This is a genomic window from Anabaena sp. AL09, assembly GCF_001672255.1.
Lineage (GTDB): Bacteria > Cyanobacteriota > Cyanobacteriia > Cyanobacteriales > Nostocaceae > Dolichospermum > Dolichospermum lemmermannii.
This window is the reverse complement of sequence record NZ_LJOQ01000101.1, coordinates 1-16947: the sequence shown is the minus strand read 5'-3', so window position 1 is coordinate 16947 and position 16947 is coordinate 1. Positions and strand designations below refer to the sequence as shown.

Sequence of the window (16947 nt, the reverse complement as noted above, 5' to 3'; positions counted from 1 at the left end):
AATGATGGACTGTAGTGTGAGCGTCTCGCTCACGCGGGCAAGATGCCCGCACTACCAAAAACCCGTCAAAATAAATTTGACAGACTACTAGAAAAAAGAAATATGTTTAGAAAAACTAATTTAAACTAATAATTATGCTGGGTGCGATATCTGGTGATGAATTAACTCCGCTCCTGGGGCAAATCTATGGTAAAAATAAATATGCAATATAATAGTATAATTATCACCATAGCCACAGTTAATTTTGATAATATAGTCAGTTTCTATACTCAATTACTAGAACAAAAACCAAAGAAACTAATTCCCCATATCTATGCTGAATTTCAAATTTCTGGCTTAAAATTAGGGATTTTTAAACCCAAATCGGCAAACGAACCGGAATTTGTCACTTATGTCCAAAGTCCGCTAAGTTTGTGTTTAGAAGTGAATAATCTAGAAACCGCTATATCTCACCTGACATCTTTAGGCTGTACCCCACCCGGAGCGATTTCTACAGCTTCTCATGGTCAAGAAATTTATGCCTACGACCCCGACGGCAACAGATTAATTTTACACCAATCTCATCAAGAGGGGATAGAGAACAGGGAACAGGGAACAGGGAACAGGGAACAACTGTACGGGCGAAGCATTTGGAGAACTATTTTTGGCAATGACCGATAATTTATCTTCCAAATGCTTCGCCCCTACTAACAACTAACAAACAATAAATGTCAATAACACAAAACTACAAATTAAATCTGATCCAATGGTATCCAGGCCACATTGCCAAAGCTGAAAAAAATCTCAAAGAACAGTTAAAACGGGTTGATGTGGTTTTAGAAGTCAGAGATGCTCGCATTCCCATAACCACAAATCACCCACAAATGAATGAATGGGTAGGGACGAAAACACGGATATTGGTACTGAACCGGGTAGATATGATTCTGCCACAAGTGCGATCGCGCTGGATAGAGTGGTTTAAAAATAGAGGCGAAGTTCCATATTTTACCAACGCTCAACATGGTCAAGGTATCACCGCCATTACCAAAGCCGCCCAAGCAGCGGGTATAGAACTTAACCAACGCCGCACAGATAGGGGAATGTTACCCCGTCCTGTTCGGGCTGTCGTGATTGGCTTTCCCAATGTCGGTAAATCAGCTTTAATTAACCGTTTAATTGGTAAGCGAGTTGTAGAAAGCGCAGCCCGTCCAGGTGTTACCCGGCAACTGCGGTGGGTAAGAATTTCTGATCAGCTACAATTACTAGATGCTCCTGGTGTTATTCCTGCCAGACTTGACAGCCAAGCCGCAGCCATCAAATTAGCTATTTGTGATGATATCGGTGAAGCAGCTTATGATAATCAACTGATAGCCGCAGCCTTCGTAGATATACTGAATCAACTTCAAGAAACGCATTCTAATTCATTACCACCACATCCATTACTTACACGGTATGATCTCGATTCCATCATTTATACAGGAGAAGAATATTTACAAGTTTTAGCAGAGCATCGCTATAAAGGAGATGTAGAACGCGCAGCCAGACAAATGATCACTGATTTTCGGAAAGGATTTTTTGGAAATATATCTTTAGAATTACCGCAAATGTAACCGCTAATTTGTATTTATAATTTCTGAGAGTGTGTGGACTATTGAGGATCTAGGCAGCAAAAATGGTACGCAAGTTAATCAATATTTGATTACTGGTACTCAAGAATTATCTCATAACGATGTGATTTCTCTAGGTCACATTAAACTGATAGTAAAAGTCAAAACTACAGGCACAAATGGAACTAGTAATAGGTATTCAAGAAAGATAAATAATTATCCCCGCAAAACTATTGTTGATTATTTTCTCTCGAAGGCAATTTTCGTGTTAGCTTCTGTGATGAATGTGTGTAAGACTGGAAAGCTACCTCAAACTATTTTTTAATGGGAGGTCAGGTAATGGCTATAGCTACCATTAATCCCACCACTGGGGAAACGCTCAAAACTTTTGAGCCACTAAATGATACAGAAATTGTTGCTAAGTTAGATTTGGCAGGAAAGGCTTTTGAAGGATATCGTCAGACGAGTTTTGTAGAGCGATCGCACTGGTTAGAACAAGCAGCAACTATTTTAGACCAAGAAAAGGCAGATTTAGGGAAATTGATGACCCTGGAAATGGGTAAACCATTAAAAGCGGCGATCGCAGAAGTTGAAAAATGCGCCCTGGTTTGTCGTTATTATGCCGAAAATGCCCCTAGTTTTCTAGCTGATGTCACCATTAAAACCGATGCTAGTCATAGTTTTATAAAATATCAACCTTTAGGGGTAATTCTCGCCGTCATGCCTTGGAATTTTCCATTTTGGCAAGTTTTCCGGTTTGCTGCACCAGCACTCATGGCAGGCAATGTGGGGCTACTCAAACACGCTTCCAATGTGCCACAGTGCGCCCTGGCGATCGAAGATATTATCCGCCGTGCAGGTTTTCCCCCAGGTGTATTTCAAACATTATTAATTGGTGCTTCTCAAGTTGCCAATTTGATGGCTGATGATCGCATCAAAGCCGCAACCTTGACAGGTAGTGAACCAGCCGGTGTATCCCTCGCCGTTGCATCTGGGAAACAAATCAAAAAAACTGTTTTAGAATTGGGGGGCAGTGACCCATTTATTGTCTTAGAAAGTGCCGATTTAGAAACAGCAGTTAGCACCGCAGTAACAGCAAGAATGTTAAATAATGGACAATCTTGTATTGCTGCGAAACGCTTTATAATTGCTGAATCTGTGGCTGATCAATTTGAAAAATTGCTGTTAGAAAAATTTCAAGCCCTGAAAATTGGTAATCCAATGGCAGCAGATACAGATTTGGGACCATTGGCAACTCCTGATATTCTCCAAGAATTAGACGAACAAGTTAAAAATGCGGTCAAAAGTGGAGGAAAAGTCCTCACAGGTGGACACCCGTTAACAGAAATGTCGGGGAACTTTTATCCGCCCACAATTATCATAGATATTCCTGTAGATACACCAATTGCCCAAGAGGAATTTTTTGGCCCAGTGGCATTATTATTCCGAGTTCCTGATATCGAAGCAGCAATTACATTAGCTAATGATAGTCCCTTTGGTTTGGGTGCAAGTGCATGGACAACAAATACAGAAGAACAAAATCGCCTAATTCAAGAAATTGAAGCCGGGGCAGTATTTATTAACAGCATGGTTAAGTCTGATCCTCGTTTACCTTTTGGGGGAATTAAGCGTTCTGGTTACGGTAGGGAGTTGAGTATTCAAGGGTTACATGAATTTGTGAATATCAAGACAGTTTGGGTGAAATGATTGTTTTTTTGAAACGCAGATGAACGCAGATGGACGCAGATAAAGGCAGATAATTGGTTTTTATTTATGCCTTGATTTGGTGATTTTGATATTTTTTTATTTTGAGGAAATGATATGAATACCGCAGAATTATTAGTACAGTGTTTAGAAAATGAAGGAGTACAATATGTTTTTGGACTTCCTGGTGAAGAAAATTTACACGTTTTGGAAGCCTTAAAAACATCCTCAATTCAATTTATTACTACCCGTCATGAACAGGGTGCTGCATTCATGGCTGATGTTTATGGCAGGTTAACAGGAAAAGCCGGAGTATGTCTTTCTACCCTTGGTCCTGGGGCAACTAATTTAATGACTGGGGTGGCAGATGCTAACTTAGATGGTGCGCCATTGGTGGCAATTACGGGGCAGGTGGGAACAGATAGAATGCACATTGAATCCCATCAATATTTAGATTTGGTGGCAATGTTTGCCCCAGTTACTAAGTGGAATAAACAGATTGTCAGGCCGAGTATTACACCCGAAGTTGTGAGAAAAGCCTTCAAGCGATCGCAAACTGAAAAACCTGGTGCTGTTCACATTGACTTACCAGAAAATATTGCCGCCATGCCTGTCGAAGGCAAACCTTTAAATAAGGATAATAGCGAAAAAACCTATGCTTCCTTTGCCAGTATTCGCGCCGCTGCCGGGGCAATTTCCCAAGCCGTTAATCCCATCATTTTAGTCGGAAATGGAGCAATTCGCGCCCATGCTAGTGATGCAGTTACGCAATTTGCCACCCAAATGAATATTCCTGTTGTGAATACTTTTATGGGTAAAGGAGTCATTCCCTATACTCATCCTTTAGCACTTTGGTCTGTGGGATTACAACAACGAGATTTCATTACCTGCGGCTTTGATAATACAGATTTAGTCATAGCAATTGGCTATGATTTAATTGAATTTTCTCCCAAAAAATGGAATCCAGAAGGGACAATTCCCATTATTCATATTGCGGCAACTTCTTCGGAAATTGATAGTAGTTATATTCCCCAAGTAGAAATAGTTGGCGATATTTCTGATTCCCTTAATGAAATATTAAAATTAGCAGACAGACACAATAAACCCAATCCCTATTCTATTAGCTTACGTTCTAACATTCGCGCTGATTACGAAGAATATGCCAACGATGATGAATTTCCCATTAAACCGCAGAAACTAATTTATGACTTGCGGCAAGTTATGGGACCAGATGATATTGTAATTTCTGATGTTGGCGCCCATAAAATGTGGATTGCTAGACATTATCATTGTCATAGTCCCAATACTTGCATTATTTCCAATGGTTTTGCTGCCATGGGTATTGCGATTCCTGGTGCATTAGCCGCAAAATTAGTTTATCCAGATCGTAAAGTTGTTGCTGCCACTGGTGACGGTGGTTTTATGATGAATTGTCAAGAATTGGAAACTGCTTTGCGCGTCGGAACACCATTTGTGACTTTGATTTTTAATGACGGTGGTTATGGTTTAATTGAGTGGAAACAAGAAAATCAATTTGGAGCAGGTAACTCATCTTTTGTCCATTTTGGTAATCCTGATTTTGTCAAATTTGCCGAAAGTATGGGACTGAAAGGTTATCGAGTGGAATCTGTAGCAGACTTTGTTCCCCTACTTAAAGAAGCTTTGGCACAAAATGTACCAGCGGTGATAGATTGTCGGGTAGATTATCGAGAAAACCGTCGGTTTACCAAAAAAGCTGGCGAATTAAATTGTCAAGTTTAAATATTTGTAGGGACGGGGTTTCCCCGTCCCCTGCTGACAATTTTTTTTGTATTAACTTTCAGCAACAAACATCACAGATTTCTCAACTTGAAAGTGTTATTCATAAATAAATCGTCTTAACTGTGATTTTTGTGATATACATCATAATCATCATAGAAATCAAATAAATCATAGTTTAGATTTTTTTGTGATCAAGATGATTTTTTATGATTAACTATAATTTTAATCACAATAATCATTGAAATCAAATAAATCATAGTTTAGACAACTTAATAATATTGGGGATGAATTTTGAAAAGATGCTATTTTCTCAACATTCATGCAAATTTGTCAAAATCCCAATTGTTCCAACCCCTTCAACCCGAAAACCTCTAAATCTTGTCTGAGTTGTCAAGAAAGTAATTTTGGGGAAATGCTGCGAAACCGTTACCGGGTTTTGAGGTTATTAGGTGAAGGTGGATTTAGCAGAACCTACGCTGCTGAAGATGTAGATAGACTGAATGCACCCTGTGTAATTAAGCAATTTTTCCCCCAAGTTCAGGGAACTGGACAACGTGCCAAAGCAGCGGAATTTTTCAGAGAAGAAGCTTTTAGACTCTACGATTTGGGAGAAAACCATGTCCAAATTCCCCGACTTTTAGCTTACTTTGAACAAGGTTCTAGTTTGTATTTAGTACAGGAATTTATTATTGGGAAAACTCTTCTCGAAGAACTGCAAAATCAAGCTTATGATGAAACCCAAGTTCGGCAACTTTTGGCTGACTTATTACCAGTTATAGATTTTGTTCACAAACATAATGTAATTCACCGCGATATCAAACCAGAAAACATTGTGCGTCGAGATAGTGATAGAAAACCCGTATTAATTGATTTTGGAGGTGCGAAACAAGTTACTCAAACCAGTATAGCTAGACAAGCAACAGCTATTTATACCCTTGGTTATGCCCCAACTGAACAAATGGCTGGGTTTGCTTGTCAAGCAAGTGATTTATATGCCTTGGGTGTCACTTGTGTACGCTTATTAACTCAAGATATACCATTACAAAATGATTATGGACAACTTCAAGATCATCTTTATGATGCCATGAATGCTAAATGGTTATGGGAAGAACGTTTACGAATCAAAGGAATTACTATTAGTGATGAATTAAAGCAAATCCTAGATAAGTTACTCCAACATTTTGCACATGATAGATATCAATCAGCAATGGATGTTTTGGATGATTTAAACTTTCCTAAATCTCCCGTAGTCATTAAATTTTCTTCCTTTCCTAAACCACCATTAATACTTCCACCTTCCCCAAAAATTACTGTTCCCTTACCTTCCTTGTCCAACTTTGATTTTTATGTAATTACCGTAGATACTTCGGGGAGAGAAGTTAACCGTGATAGACGGAATACTAAATATTTTAAAGAAGAATTAGGCAGAAATACAACTTTAGAAATGGTATCAATTCCCAATGGGAATTTTATCATGGGTTCTCTAAGTTGTGAAGGTGATGATGATGAACGTCCTCAACATCAAGTCATAGTTCCAGCGTTTTTCATGGGAAAATATCCTATTACCCAATTACAGTGGAGAACCATAGCAGCTTTACCTCCAGTTCAACAAGAATTGCCCCCTAATCCATCAAAGTTTAAAGGTGCAAATTTGCCTGTCGAAAATGTTTCTTGGTATGAAGCTGTGGAATTTTGTGCCAGATTGGCAATTAAAACTGGGAGAGAATATCGTTTACCTAGTGAAGCCGAATGGGAGTATGCTTGTCGCGCAGGAACTACCACATCTTTCCATTTTGGAGAAACTATTACTTCTGATTTAATTAACTGTAGCGGTAGCGATACTTATTCTGTAGAACCAAAAAGTAGATTTCGGAAAGAAACAACTAATGTTGGTTATTTTGAAGTTGCTAATGCTTTTGGTTTATATGATATGCACGGATTAGTCTGGGAATGGTGTGCAGATTCTTGGCATAATAACTATCATGGCGCACCTACAAATGGTAATGTCTGGGAAGATGGAGGTGATAAACATCGTCGGGTTTTAAGGGGTGGTGCATGGAATTTTGGTGCAGAACTTTGTCGCAGCGCTAGTAGAAGTTGGAATGAAGCAGACGGTGGTTTAAGAATGTGTGGTTTTCGGGTAGTATTTTCTGTTTAAATTGAATTAGTAGTGAGGACTTTAGTCCTCAAAGTTAACAACAACTAATCTAAATTAAATTCCACAAATTCCGGTAATCCTGGATATATCATATTCCGATCTATGGCTGAGAAAATTTTATTATTAGTATGATCAGAATTTAAACAGCGACAAACTAATTGGGCAACATCTGCACGATGAATAGTACCCACAATCTGAGGATTTTCGGTGATAATTCCGTTGTTGGTTGCTGGTGCTGATTTTAAACCACCAGGACGGATAATTGTATAGTTAAGTCCGCTGGAAATTAAATATTGTTCTGCTTTTTCTTTTTCAATTAAAACTGGTTTGAGTGCTTCTAAAGCTTGGGGTGGTAAAGCCACCACACTATCACCACTACCAATGGAAGTTACGAGAATAAACTTTTTAACTCCTGCTTTGACTGCGGCATCAATGAGGTTTTTATTACCGATATAATCAGGTTTGATATTATCTGTAGGTAAACCACCTAATGTACTGATAACGGCTTGAATCGGTTCATCTCCTAAAATTGCCTGTTCAATATCAGTTACATTTAACGCATCTCCTAGAATTGGATAAACACCCATTGCTTTTGCTACCACAGCAGCGGCTTCTGTTCTCAACAGGGCTTTAACTTGGATTTGTTGTGCTATCAAATATTTAGCGATTTCTTGCCCAACACCGCGACTAGCACCAGCTAGAAAAATGGAAGATGAGATTAACATAATTAGTCTATAAAAAAGATGCTATACTTACATTTAGCACAAAACTGTCATTTTAGAACGGAACTATTTCAAAGGCAAAAGTACCAATTAAACGTTCATCAATATAGACTTCTATTTGATGTTTACCCAAAGGATCTCCAGCAGCAATAGTCCAAAAATTTTCAATTACACCATTCACAGGTGTTACTGTGCGCGTGGAAGTTGCTGTTTTTCCATCTTTCGATATGGAGAAATTTTTATTATTTTCTGTTGTCCAAGTTTCGGGAGCTTGTGGTAAAGTTAAAACTTCGCGCCATTTGACTTTACCTTGATAATTATCAATTGTAATTCTCCAACCATAAGCATCACCTTCTTTTAAGGGAACTGTAGTTGTTGGAAAAAAATTGACTTTCCCTTCTGCGTTGACTATCTTTACGCCAAATTCACTCTTATTAACAACTAGTTGCTGATTAATAATTGGTTGATCATAATTTGTTGTACTTGCTGCCAAAGCCATACTAGACTTATGGAAAGCCGGAGTTATCATCGGCAATATCAAAGAAGCTGAAACTAATAAAAACTGGAAATTTATAATTTTCATCAACTTTATTTTCTAGTAAATAAGTAGGATACAAAATGTATATATCCTACTCTAAAAAAATATTTTTGGCAATAACTAATCTTCGTCAAGTGCAGGTAAAATTTCTTCAAATTGCCACAATTGATCTTTATTTTCTAGAAACCAAATCCGAGTTTCTGTAGTTAATTTACCCCAGATCACATCAACGGGAATATGGGGAGAAGCATATTGAAACTCTTCACCAAGAATTCTGAGATTATCCTCTATATTCCGAGGAATACCAAAATCCTCCCAATCAATTTTGACATTTCTGCTGATAACGCCCGCAGTCGGATCAAAAACTAATTGTGCGGCTCTAATTAAGTCAGCAAAGTGTTGTGCTTTTAATCCAATTACTTCTTGGATTTGAGGTGATTTTTGAGGATCTTGAGACATTTTCGCTGGAGTTATGTAGATGTATAATTTGGAAAAACTACTGCCAGAGATGATCCCACTGTCTCTACTTTAACTCAAAAAATCCCCAAGAAATCAATATTTTCAAGATTAATTATGCAGTTTCTACAAAAACTGTAACTGCGGCTACAGCTATCAACATTTCATCATTTTTATCGTTGAGAGAAGCAATTGCTAAACCATTAACTACCATTCCCCCTGCTTCTAAGATGAGGGTTTTTTGACCAAAGGGAAGAACAGCTAATACTTCTGTTTCCCGTACTTGTTCGGGGTAAGGAACGGCAATTTTGACTTCTATAATCATTTCATTGGGATCTTTTAAGCCTGCTACTTCCATAATACCAAGCAACGCATTGTGAGCGATCGCATTTCTAACTGCTCTTGCTGCTGCTACCGTCGGTTCTTGTCCATGTTGGTCTACACCCATTCCCATTTCGATAATAAACCGTTTTAGTGGCATAGTTAAATTCCAGTAATTGTGTATCTATTAATGTAACGTTGTATGGGGTGGTTATGTAATTTTTCTTAATTTAAGGTCAAATACTAAAACTGTCATCAATAATTCTCGGTTTTCATCATCACGTTGATGTAACTTAAATCTAAATTCATTTTCTGTCTGAGAACCTAGTAGTCTGTCAAATAAATTTTTACTCCAGTCCAAATATAATTATGGCAACTCTGACATCTTTATACAGGAATACTGCGCTATTTACTATTTAGCAGTGTTTGATTAACTACTATTTACTATGATTCATTTTTAACTAGTGTCAGTTCAGAAAGTGTCACTCTCTACACTAACCATTTGATTTTAAAAGACATATCATTAGTGAATGGAAGGAGTGATACCACTTCAGCTTATATTTGTCACAATTTTCCTCGCACTACTTATACTTTTTGTTATTTAAGTTGCGGGTTTCAAATGTTACAAAAATAGTGAATTGGTATAATGTTATACGGGGAAACGCTTGAGTTACAAAACTCAGGCGTTTTTTATGTGTAAAATAGTTATATTCCTATAAATAGTATTAATTTATCAGTGTTTAATAATACTATTTATGTTTATATAGGCAAAAATTTTTGTGGTGATAAAATGCCAATAAACAACTTAGGAACTATTCTGGAGATAGAGGTTTTGTTGCTCAAGTAGGTTAGATATGGAAACTGAGGAACTAAAACGGCGTTATCTTGCAGGAGAAAGATATTTTGTTTCTGCTAAATTAATCAGGGCTAAATTAATTAATGCCTATTTACCCGGAATTAATTTATGGGGAGCAGATTTAAGTGAAGCTAACTTAGCTAAAGCTAAACTCTGGGGAGCAGATTTGAGTGGAACGAATTTAGCAAAGGCAAATTTGACTAAAGCAAATTTATCTGGTGTCAATCTCACTGAAGCAAATCTTCGGGGTGCTAGGCTGCATTATACTAAGTTATATGGAGCGAATTTACATCGTGCATATTATGATGAAAGCACCAAATTTCCTCGAAATTTTGATCCTCTTAGTCACAATATGCAAAAGTTGTAATTACAGCAGGAGTCAGGAGTCAGGAGTCAGGAGTCAGGAGTAAAACTGTCTTTGTGTATAGGTTTCAATTTAGATTCTGTACCCCATTAATCTGCAATTTGCTGCAATTCTGTAATTGTCAATTAAACTTCTTCTGGTGCTGGTATGGGGAATATTTCTCCAGCTAAATATGCGGAAAAGTGCTTTTGAAAATAAAGCCAAGATGTCATATCTTCCCCCTCAACATAATTTTTTGGGGCTGCTTTATATAAAGGAACGCGAGTATTTATTTCCTGTTGTAAAATCGGGTGTAATGCTTGTAAACCGCTGACTTTATTACCTGTAGCACTGTAAATTAAATAACCAGGACGTTCACCCATTTTCATCCAAGGTAACCATTGACCAATTCTATCCCAAGACAGGCTTAATTGCGTAACTGAATTTAGTTCTGCATTTTCTAATTCTGCTGTAGGTACAGAGATTTTAAATAATTCTGCGGCTTGATAAATTCCTCCTGGACAATAATCAGCAAATTCGGGATTTTCGGCTAACGGATTCGGATAGTTAGGAAAGATATCAAATACAAAATTAGTTTTTTCTCCTGCTATTTGGACAGGTAATTTATTTTTAAATTGACCTTGAACGGGACTATTAGCAACGTGCATAACTGTAACTTTTTCCTCTGTCCAAGGGTTTTCCCATTGATGTAAAATCTCCTTTGTTTCTGGGTTGAGATAATAAGTCAGTTCTCTAGAAGTAAAATCCCAACTACCTTCCCCAGTGGGAATACAACGACTTACACTCATTCCCACAATTTTAAATAATAATTGTCGTTTTTCTCCAGGAATAAAACTATAAATATTCCCTGTCCAACTCAAAAAATTAGATTCGTTAGCATCTAAAGAAGCACGGGTTTTAATCCATTGTTCAACATCTACTAATTGGGTTTGTCCTATCATGCTATATCTCCTGAAATTTTAAATTTTGTTAAATTGGCTAATTTTTACTTACTTTCCACTATATTCCAAAAATAGGTAGTAGCCCAACGATTACCTTTTGTTTTCATGGAACTCACACCTAACCCTGTAGATGTAGGATTTTGCCAAATCATTAACCGAATTAATCCATGATCTGCATTTTGATGATAAAGTCGAATAGTCTGTAAAGGTGAATTTACCCGATATAGTTGATAAGCTGTAGTTGCGGTTAATTCTCCTATTTCTCCAATCCGATAACCAAATTGTTGCCAATATTGAATTGCAGAAATAGCATCTGGGACACCAATACAGACTTCATATATGCTGCTAATTGTTGTATTATTGTTTGAATTCATAATTTATTTAGGGAGAAAATTTTATGGTTAAACGGAATAATTCAGTTAAGTCCATGTCCGCAAACGGGGAAAGTTATGAAGCTAAGATAGCAGAAATTGAAACTATTATCACTCGCATTGAAGGAGGTGAATTACAATTAGCGGATATATTTGCAGAATTTGCCACTGCGGTTGAGTATTTACAAGAATGTGATAGTTTTCTACAGCAGCAACAGCAGCAGGTAGATTTGTTAATTGAAACTTTGCAAGATGACCAGAAGTAAATAAACGGAAGACAACCAAAATATGCGACAATATGCAAATTTTCCTGAATGCGTTATCTTAGTTGAGTTTTGTAAAATTGTCAAAACCAAATAAGTAATAAATACTTTTTAAATACAGCCAAAGATACTATTCATTATTACCGTAATTGTGGTAATTGCCAAAATTAGTTAATTCAGGTATCAGAAATAAACATCATTTTGGATATGTTGAAACTTTACCTGATTAACCAAATTAAAAAAAAAATTAACTTGTGAGACTATTTGCTAATTAATAACTACGGCTTACAAATCTTTCTGAGGAATCGGTTCATGAAACTCGATCATTAATTGCATGGTTTCTACGGCTAAATCACGTAAATCTTGATTGAGATATACAGCACCTTGAGAACCAAACCAACGGTCAAAAATCGCCACATATTTGGGGTTATTGTTCACAAATCCTTGCATAAATTTGACGAGGGAATAATTCACTGAATTGAGGAATTTAGAGTTATTCTCAGGAACCATACAAGCAATTCCTTCTCGTGAATAGGGACGAGGGGGGACTATGGCAAAACTATCTGGATTTTTTGCTGTTTGTAACCATCCCTCTAAAAGAATACTATCGGATGCAAAAGCGTCAATTTTACCCTGTTCCAAAGCTGCAAATGCTTCCGGTCTAGTCTTAAAATATACAAGCTTAGACCGGGGTTGTATTTGCTTGATTGCTTGTTCATTGGTAGTTCCAGCTAACACACCCACACGCTTATTAATCAGGGATTCTGGTGAACCTAAATTGGTTTCCTTTTTAATTAAAATTTGCGTCCCTGTGACACCATAACTAATAGAAAAATCAACTTTTTTATCTCGTTCCCAAGTAAAACTACTGGCATCACAGACAATATCAACTTGTCGGTTAATTATCTTGGGAATCCTTGCTGCTGGGGTAACTACAACTAATTTAAGTGTAATTTTTTTGCCTAATTCTTTCTCTAATTGCTGTTGGATTAAAGTTAGCATATCCACAGAATAACCAGTCAATTTTCCTTGACTGTCGGAGTAGGCAAATGGTAAAGCATCTTTACTTGTACCAGCAGTTAATACTCCTGTCCGTGCCACCTTTTCCATCACTGTTTCTGCCTTAGCAACACCGGGTATTAATCCTGATAATATCAAACCGAAGATCACAGGGGCAATATTTTTATATATCTTCGACATAGTGAAAGCAGGTAAATGGGAAAGATTTATTTTGGTACTTACAAACATATTAATCTTGGGGAATCCATAGAATCAAAATGATTAAATTATCTCTATTAAAGATCAAGTTAACAGTTCTAGAAATGATTCTTCACATTAGATCCTGCACAGAATTATGAAACCAATTAATTCATCCGTCTTTATCTGCGTTTATCTGCGTTTATCTGCGGTCAATTATTATTGAAATCTGATTCTATACAACTTCATTTTAATTTGGTATTGCACAATTATTGATAGTTATATGTCAGGATTTAATTGGAATTGATCGCTTGCAAAGTCATCATCCTTACTCTATGATATTTTAAAATAATGGTTTATAAACGTGGAAATTAGCTATTTTAGGTAAATTTATGACAGAAATTAAATTTTCTATTGAAGGTGAAGATGCCATTACAGCCGCAGAGGAACTTTTGGCAATTGAAGGTATAACTGGTAACTATACCGTAAATTCAGAAGATGTGAAAAAAGAGGCAGTAATTACCACTGTTGCCACTATAGTTGGTTTGGTGGGTGGAACTCTAGCGATCGCTGAACAAATCCGCAAATGGTATCAAGAGTATAAACAAAAACAATCTGGTAAAAAAATTGACAAAGTTCTGATTGTTGGCCGCAACGGTAGACGATTGTTGTTAGAAAATGCTACAATTGAACAAATTCGCCAAATTTTAGAATCATAACGTGCAGATTCTTCACCTTGACCTGAAAGCCGTTGCCGGTAATTATGTAGAGTTACGCTACTTTACTGATAATTACAACAAATACGAAAGACGTACACTCCCCTTGAGCGAAATCAGCGATTTAATCGAGTCAGCAGAAATGTACTATTACGTTCCTGTTGACTCATTTGCTCAAGATTATACAGTGACAGGATTACGGCTGTATAACTGGTTAGATGGGAGCGATCGCTTTTTACAAAAACTCATCAACCAATATCAGCGTCAAGGAATCATTTTAGCCATTGCTACAGCCGAAAAACTCGCCCATTTACCTTGGGAAGTTCTGCACGATGATACAAGCTTTCTCGTTGAACGGTCAATTATTCCTGTACGGTGGGTATCATCGGACTCTGTGAAAACATTGTCTGTGGAGAAAAACCCAGAAAACCGGGCTTTGCAAGTTTTATTTATGGCTACTTCCCCCCAAGGAGTAGAACCTGTATTAGATTTTGAAGCCGAAGAAGCGCGAATTTTAAAAGCCACAGAAAGACAACCTTTAGCTTTGACAGTGGAAGAAAGCGGTTGTTTATCAGAATTGGGTTATTTAGTCGCAGATTACGGTAAAGATTATTTTGATATTTTCCATATTACCGGTCATGCCACAATTACCAACGGACAACCGGAATTTATTACCGAAACCGAAACCGGAGAAGCTTTTTATGCTAGTGCAGAAGATATCGCTAAAGCACTACAATTCCGATTACCCAAATTGATTTTCCTGTCTGGTTGTCGCACTGGACAAGCTGGTGGTGATGGTGCTAATTATGGTTCAGTCCCTTCAATGGCGGAAGAATTGCTAAAAGCTGGTGCTAAAGCAGTTTTGGGGTGGGGACAACAAGTTTTAGAATCTGATGCAACGGAAGCAGCAGCCACATTATATAAAGAATTAGCAGCAGGAAAGCAAATCACAGAAGCGGTTGCAATTACCTATCAAACATTAATCAAAAACAAAGCGCAGGATTGGCATTTATTACGATTATATGCAGCCGATAGTTTACCAGGAGAATTGGTGACACCTAAAGGTACTCGTGGAAGGAAACCAGCACCACCGCTGTCTGTGAGTACGGAATTTTTAGATCCTGTAACTCAAAAAATAAAAGTCCCCACCCGTGAGAGTTTTGTCGGTCGTCGTCGTCAGTTGCAAAGTTGTTTAAGGACGTTGACACAATCAACTGAAGAAATAGGGGTATTAATTTATGGCATGGGAGGTTTAGGTAAAAGTAGTTTAGCCGCTAGACTTTGTGACCGACTCCCGCATTTTCAGCGTGTTGTTTTGGTGGGGAGAATTGATGAACCGAGTTTAGTGAGTCGGTTGGTGGATAAGTTGGATGATCACGAACAACGCAAACAGCTACAAAATCCTGATCAGGAATTGAAATTTAGGTTAAAGCGGGTATTTCAGCAGTTGTCGAACGCTGGGGAAAAGCCGTTTTTATTGGTGTTGGATGATTTTGAGGTGAATTTGGAATTGACCTCTCCCCCAGCCCCTCTCCTAGAAGGAGAGGGGAATATTACTCCCCCTTCCCTCGCAGGGAAGGGGGTTGGGGGGTTAGGTCGTTTGCAACCAATAGCCGCAGAGGTTTTAACAGCCTTGGTTTGGGCGATTCGGGAAACATACACCAATCACCGTTTAATTCTCACCTGTCGTTATGACTTTGAATTTAGCCAGTTGCGGTATTTCTATAAACAGCCCTTGGAGGGAATGCGGGGGGCAGATTTAAGAAAAAAGTGTAATCGTCTTGAGGCTTTTGGGGCAAAATTTCCGGTAGATGAGGCGTTGAAATCTCAAGCGCAGAGGTTAGCTGATGGTAATCCCCGGTTGCTGGAATGGTTGGATAAGATTTTGCAAAATTCCACAATTGACCAAATTGCAATTCTCAATCGTTTAGAAGTTGATGCGGTGGAGTTGCGAGAACAGGTTTTAGCTGAGGCTTTGCTGCAACAAATGGATGAAACGATGGGGGAAATGTTGTCACAGGGTTTGGTGTTTGAGTTACCAGTCCCCAGGGAAGCATTAACCGCAGTTTGTGAAAATATCCCCAATTTGGCAGATTATATCAATCGGGCAGTGGCTTTGGGATTGTTGGAAGTTAGTCCTGATGAGTCGTTGCGAGTACCGAGAATTTTGCCGTTGACGTTACCCACTCATGTAGAAACCTTGCATCAACAAGCGGCTGAGGTGTTGTATCGTCTGTGGTGGAAAGAAGGAAAAACCTCAATAGTGGAAGAACTGCTAGAAATTCATCGGTTAAGTAGATGGACAAAAATATTTACAGTCATTGCGAGAAAAGGGAAGTAATCCCAACCCTAGAAATCACTGAAAGCATTGGTAATGTGCAAGGAAAAGCCGTTACTTTTCACTAATTAGGTCGTATTTACGCCAACACAGGGAAAATAGAAGAAGCGATCGCCCTCTACCACCAGTCTTTAGAAATAACTGAAAGCATTGGGGATATCCAAAGTAAAGCCGCGACTTTACACCAATTAGCCCTTATCTATGCCAAAACAGGAAAAATAGAGGAAGCGATCGCACACTACGAGGAGTCTTTAAAAATCAAAGAACGTATTGGGGATACCAAGGGTAAAGCCTCAACTTTGCATCAATTAGCTGGTATCTACGCCAATAAGGGAGAAATAGAAAAAGCGATCGCCCTCTTCCACCAGTCTTTACAAATAACTGAAAGCATTGGGGATGTCCAAGGTCAAGCCGCGACTTTGCACCAATTAGCTTATATCTACGCCAATACGGGAAAAATAGAGGAAGCGATCGCCCTCTACCAGCAGTCTTTAGAAATCACTGAAAGTATTGGGGATGTCAAAACTAAAGCCGCGACTTTGCACCAATTAGCTGGTATCTACGCCAATACGGGAAAAATAGAGGAAGCGATCGCCCTCTACCAGCAGTCTTTACAAATTACTGAACGCATTGGGGATGTCAAAACTCAAGCCGC

The 16947-nt window shown here is 38.1% G+C and carries 18 protein-coding genes and 1 pseudogene; 11 read left to right on the top strand and 8 right to left on the bottom strand.

The window, feature by feature from the left end; translation table 11 throughout:
* Nucleotides 1-201: 201 nt before the first annotated feature.
* From AN490_RS20885 to AN490_RS20860, 6 genes are all read left to right on the top strand, one after another.
* On the top strand, nt 202-660 hold the full coding sequence (locus tag AN490_RS20885; protein WP_366925058.1) for a VOC family protein: 459 nt from the start codon (nt 202-204) through the stop codon (nt 658-660).
* A gap of 47 nt (nt 661-707) precedes the next feature.
* A complete protein-coding gene (ylqF, locus tag AN490_RS20880) occupies nt 708-1589 on the top strand; it encodes a ribosome biogenesis GTPase YlqF (RefSeq protein ID WP_300006723.1) in 882 nt (293 codons plus the stop codon).
* 16 nt (nt 1590-1605) lie between these two features.
* Entirely contained in the window at nt 1606-1911 is a 306-nt protein-coding gene (locus tag AN490_RS20875; protein WP_366925060.1) for an FHA domain-containing protein, read from the top strand.
* A 14-nt stretch (nt 1912-1925) separates the two neighbouring features.
* Nucleotides 1926-3293 carry an NAD-dependent succinate-semialdehyde dehydrogenase gene (locus AN490_RS20870; protein WP_300006721.1) on the top strand — a complete coding sequence of 456 codons (1368 nt, stop codon included), beginning with the start codon at nt 1926-1928 and terminating at the stop codon, nt 3291-3293.
* A 114-nt stretch (nt 3294-3407) separates the two neighbouring features.
* Nucleotides 3408-5051 carry an acetolactate synthase large subunit gene (locus tag AN490_RS20865; RefSeq protein WP_300006720.1) on the top strand — a complete coding sequence of 548 codons (1644 nt, stop codon included), beginning with the start codon at nt 3408-3410 and terminating at the stop codon, nt 5049-5051.
* A 319-nt stretch (nt 5052-5370) separates the two neighbouring features.
* Complete coding sequence (locus tag AN490_RS20860; RefSeq protein WP_300006719.1) at nt 5371-7209, top strand: bifunctional serine/threonine-protein kinase/formylglycine-generating enzyme family protein; 1839 nt, start codon at nt 5371-5373, stop codon at nt 7207-7209.
* 44 nt (nt 7210-7253) lie between these two features.
* Here AN490_RS20860 and AN490_RS20855 read toward each other — a convergent pair whose 3' ends face one another.
* The 5 genes from AN490_RS20855 to AN490_RS20835 form a co-directional block, all read right to left on the bottom strand.
* Entirely contained in the window at nt 7254-7934 is a 681-nt protein-coding gene (locus tag AN490_RS20855) for an SDR family oxidoreductase (protein WP_213800125.1), read from the bottom strand.
* 52 nt (nt 7935-7986) lie between these two features.
* Nucleotides 7987-8514: a hypothetical protein gene (locus tag AN490_RS20850; RefSeq protein ID WP_015080806.1), complete on the bottom strand. Its 528-nt coding sequence runs from the start codon at nt 8512-8514 to the stop codon at nt 7987-7989.
* Nucleotides 8515-8589: 75 nt separating this feature from the next.
* The gene (locus AN490_RS20845) at nt 8590-8928 is read right to left on the bottom strand and encodes a hypothetical protein (protein ID WP_300006718.1); all 339 of its coding nucleotides are present in this window, start codon (nt 8926-8928) and stop codon (nt 8590-8592) included.
* A gap of 112 nt (nt 8929-9040) precedes the next feature.
* Complete coding sequence (locus tag AN490_RS20840) at nt 9041-9406, bottom strand: Lin0512 family protein (protein ID WP_015080804.1); 366 nt, start codon at nt 9404-9406, stop codon at nt 9041-9043.
* A 51-nt stretch (nt 9407-9457) separates the two neighbouring features.
* On the bottom strand, nt 9458-9607 hold the full coding sequence (locus tag AN490_RS20835) for a hypothetical protein (protein WP_300006717.1): 150 nt from the start codon (nt 9605-9607) through the stop codon (nt 9458-9460).
* A 493-nt stretch (nt 9608-10100) separates the two neighbouring features.
* Between AN490_RS20835 and AN490_RS20830 the strand changes: the two genes are divergently transcribed.
* Entirely contained in the window at nt 10101-10469 is a 369-nt protein-coding gene (locus tag AN490_RS20830) for a pentapeptide repeat-containing protein (RefSeq protein ID WP_213710869.1), read from the top strand.
* 122 nt (nt 10470-10591) lie between these two features.
* Here AN490_RS20830 and AN490_RS20825 read toward each other — a convergent pair whose 3' ends face one another.
* Entirely contained in the window at nt 10592-11407 is an 816-nt protein-coding gene (locus tag AN490_RS20825) for a DUF1838 domain-containing protein (protein WP_300006716.1), read from the bottom strand.
* A gap of 74 nt (nt 11408-11481) precedes the next feature.
* Nucleotides 11482-11781 (bottom strand): annotated as a pseudogene (locus AN490_RS20820) (VOC family protein); the annotation flags it as partial.
* Nucleotides 11782-11804: 23 nt separating this feature from the next.
* Here AN490_RS20820 and xseB point away from each other — a divergent pair.
* A complete protein-coding gene (xseB, locus tag AN490_RS20815; RefSeq protein ID WP_168632188.1) occupies nt 11805-12044 on the top strand; it encodes an exodeoxyribonuclease VII small subunit in 240 nt (79 codons plus the stop codon).
* 282 nt (nt 12045-12326) lie between these two features.
* Here the strand turns inward: xseB and AN490_RS20810 are convergent, their stop codons facing one another.
* Nucleotides 12327-13241, bottom strand: a complete 915-nt coding sequence (locus AN490_RS20810; protein ID WP_300006715.1) for an amino acid ABC transporter substrate-binding protein — start codon at nt 13239-13241, stop codon at nt 12327-12329.
* A 389-nt stretch (nt 13242-13630) separates the two neighbouring features.
* On the opposite strand from AN490_RS20810, the gene AN490_RS20805 reads away from it, so the two are divergent.
* The 3 genes from AN490_RS20805 to AN490_RS20795 form a co-directional block, all read left to right on the top strand.
* Nucleotides 13631-13957, top strand: a complete 327-nt coding sequence (locus tag AN490_RS20805) for a hypothetical protein (RefSeq protein ID WP_300006714.1) — start codon at nt 13631-13633, stop codon at nt 13955-13957.
* 1 nt (nt 13958) lies between these two features.
* Entirely contained in the window at nt 13959-16295 is a 2337-nt protein-coding gene (locus tag AN490_RS20800) for a CHAT domain-containing protein (protein ID WP_300006713.1), read from the top strand.
* A 74-nt stretch (nt 16296-16369) separates the two neighbouring features.
* On the top strand, nt 16370-16947 hold a 578-nt coding region (locus AN490_RS20795), incomplete at its 3' end, for a tetratricopeptide repeat protein (protein ID WP_366925059.1).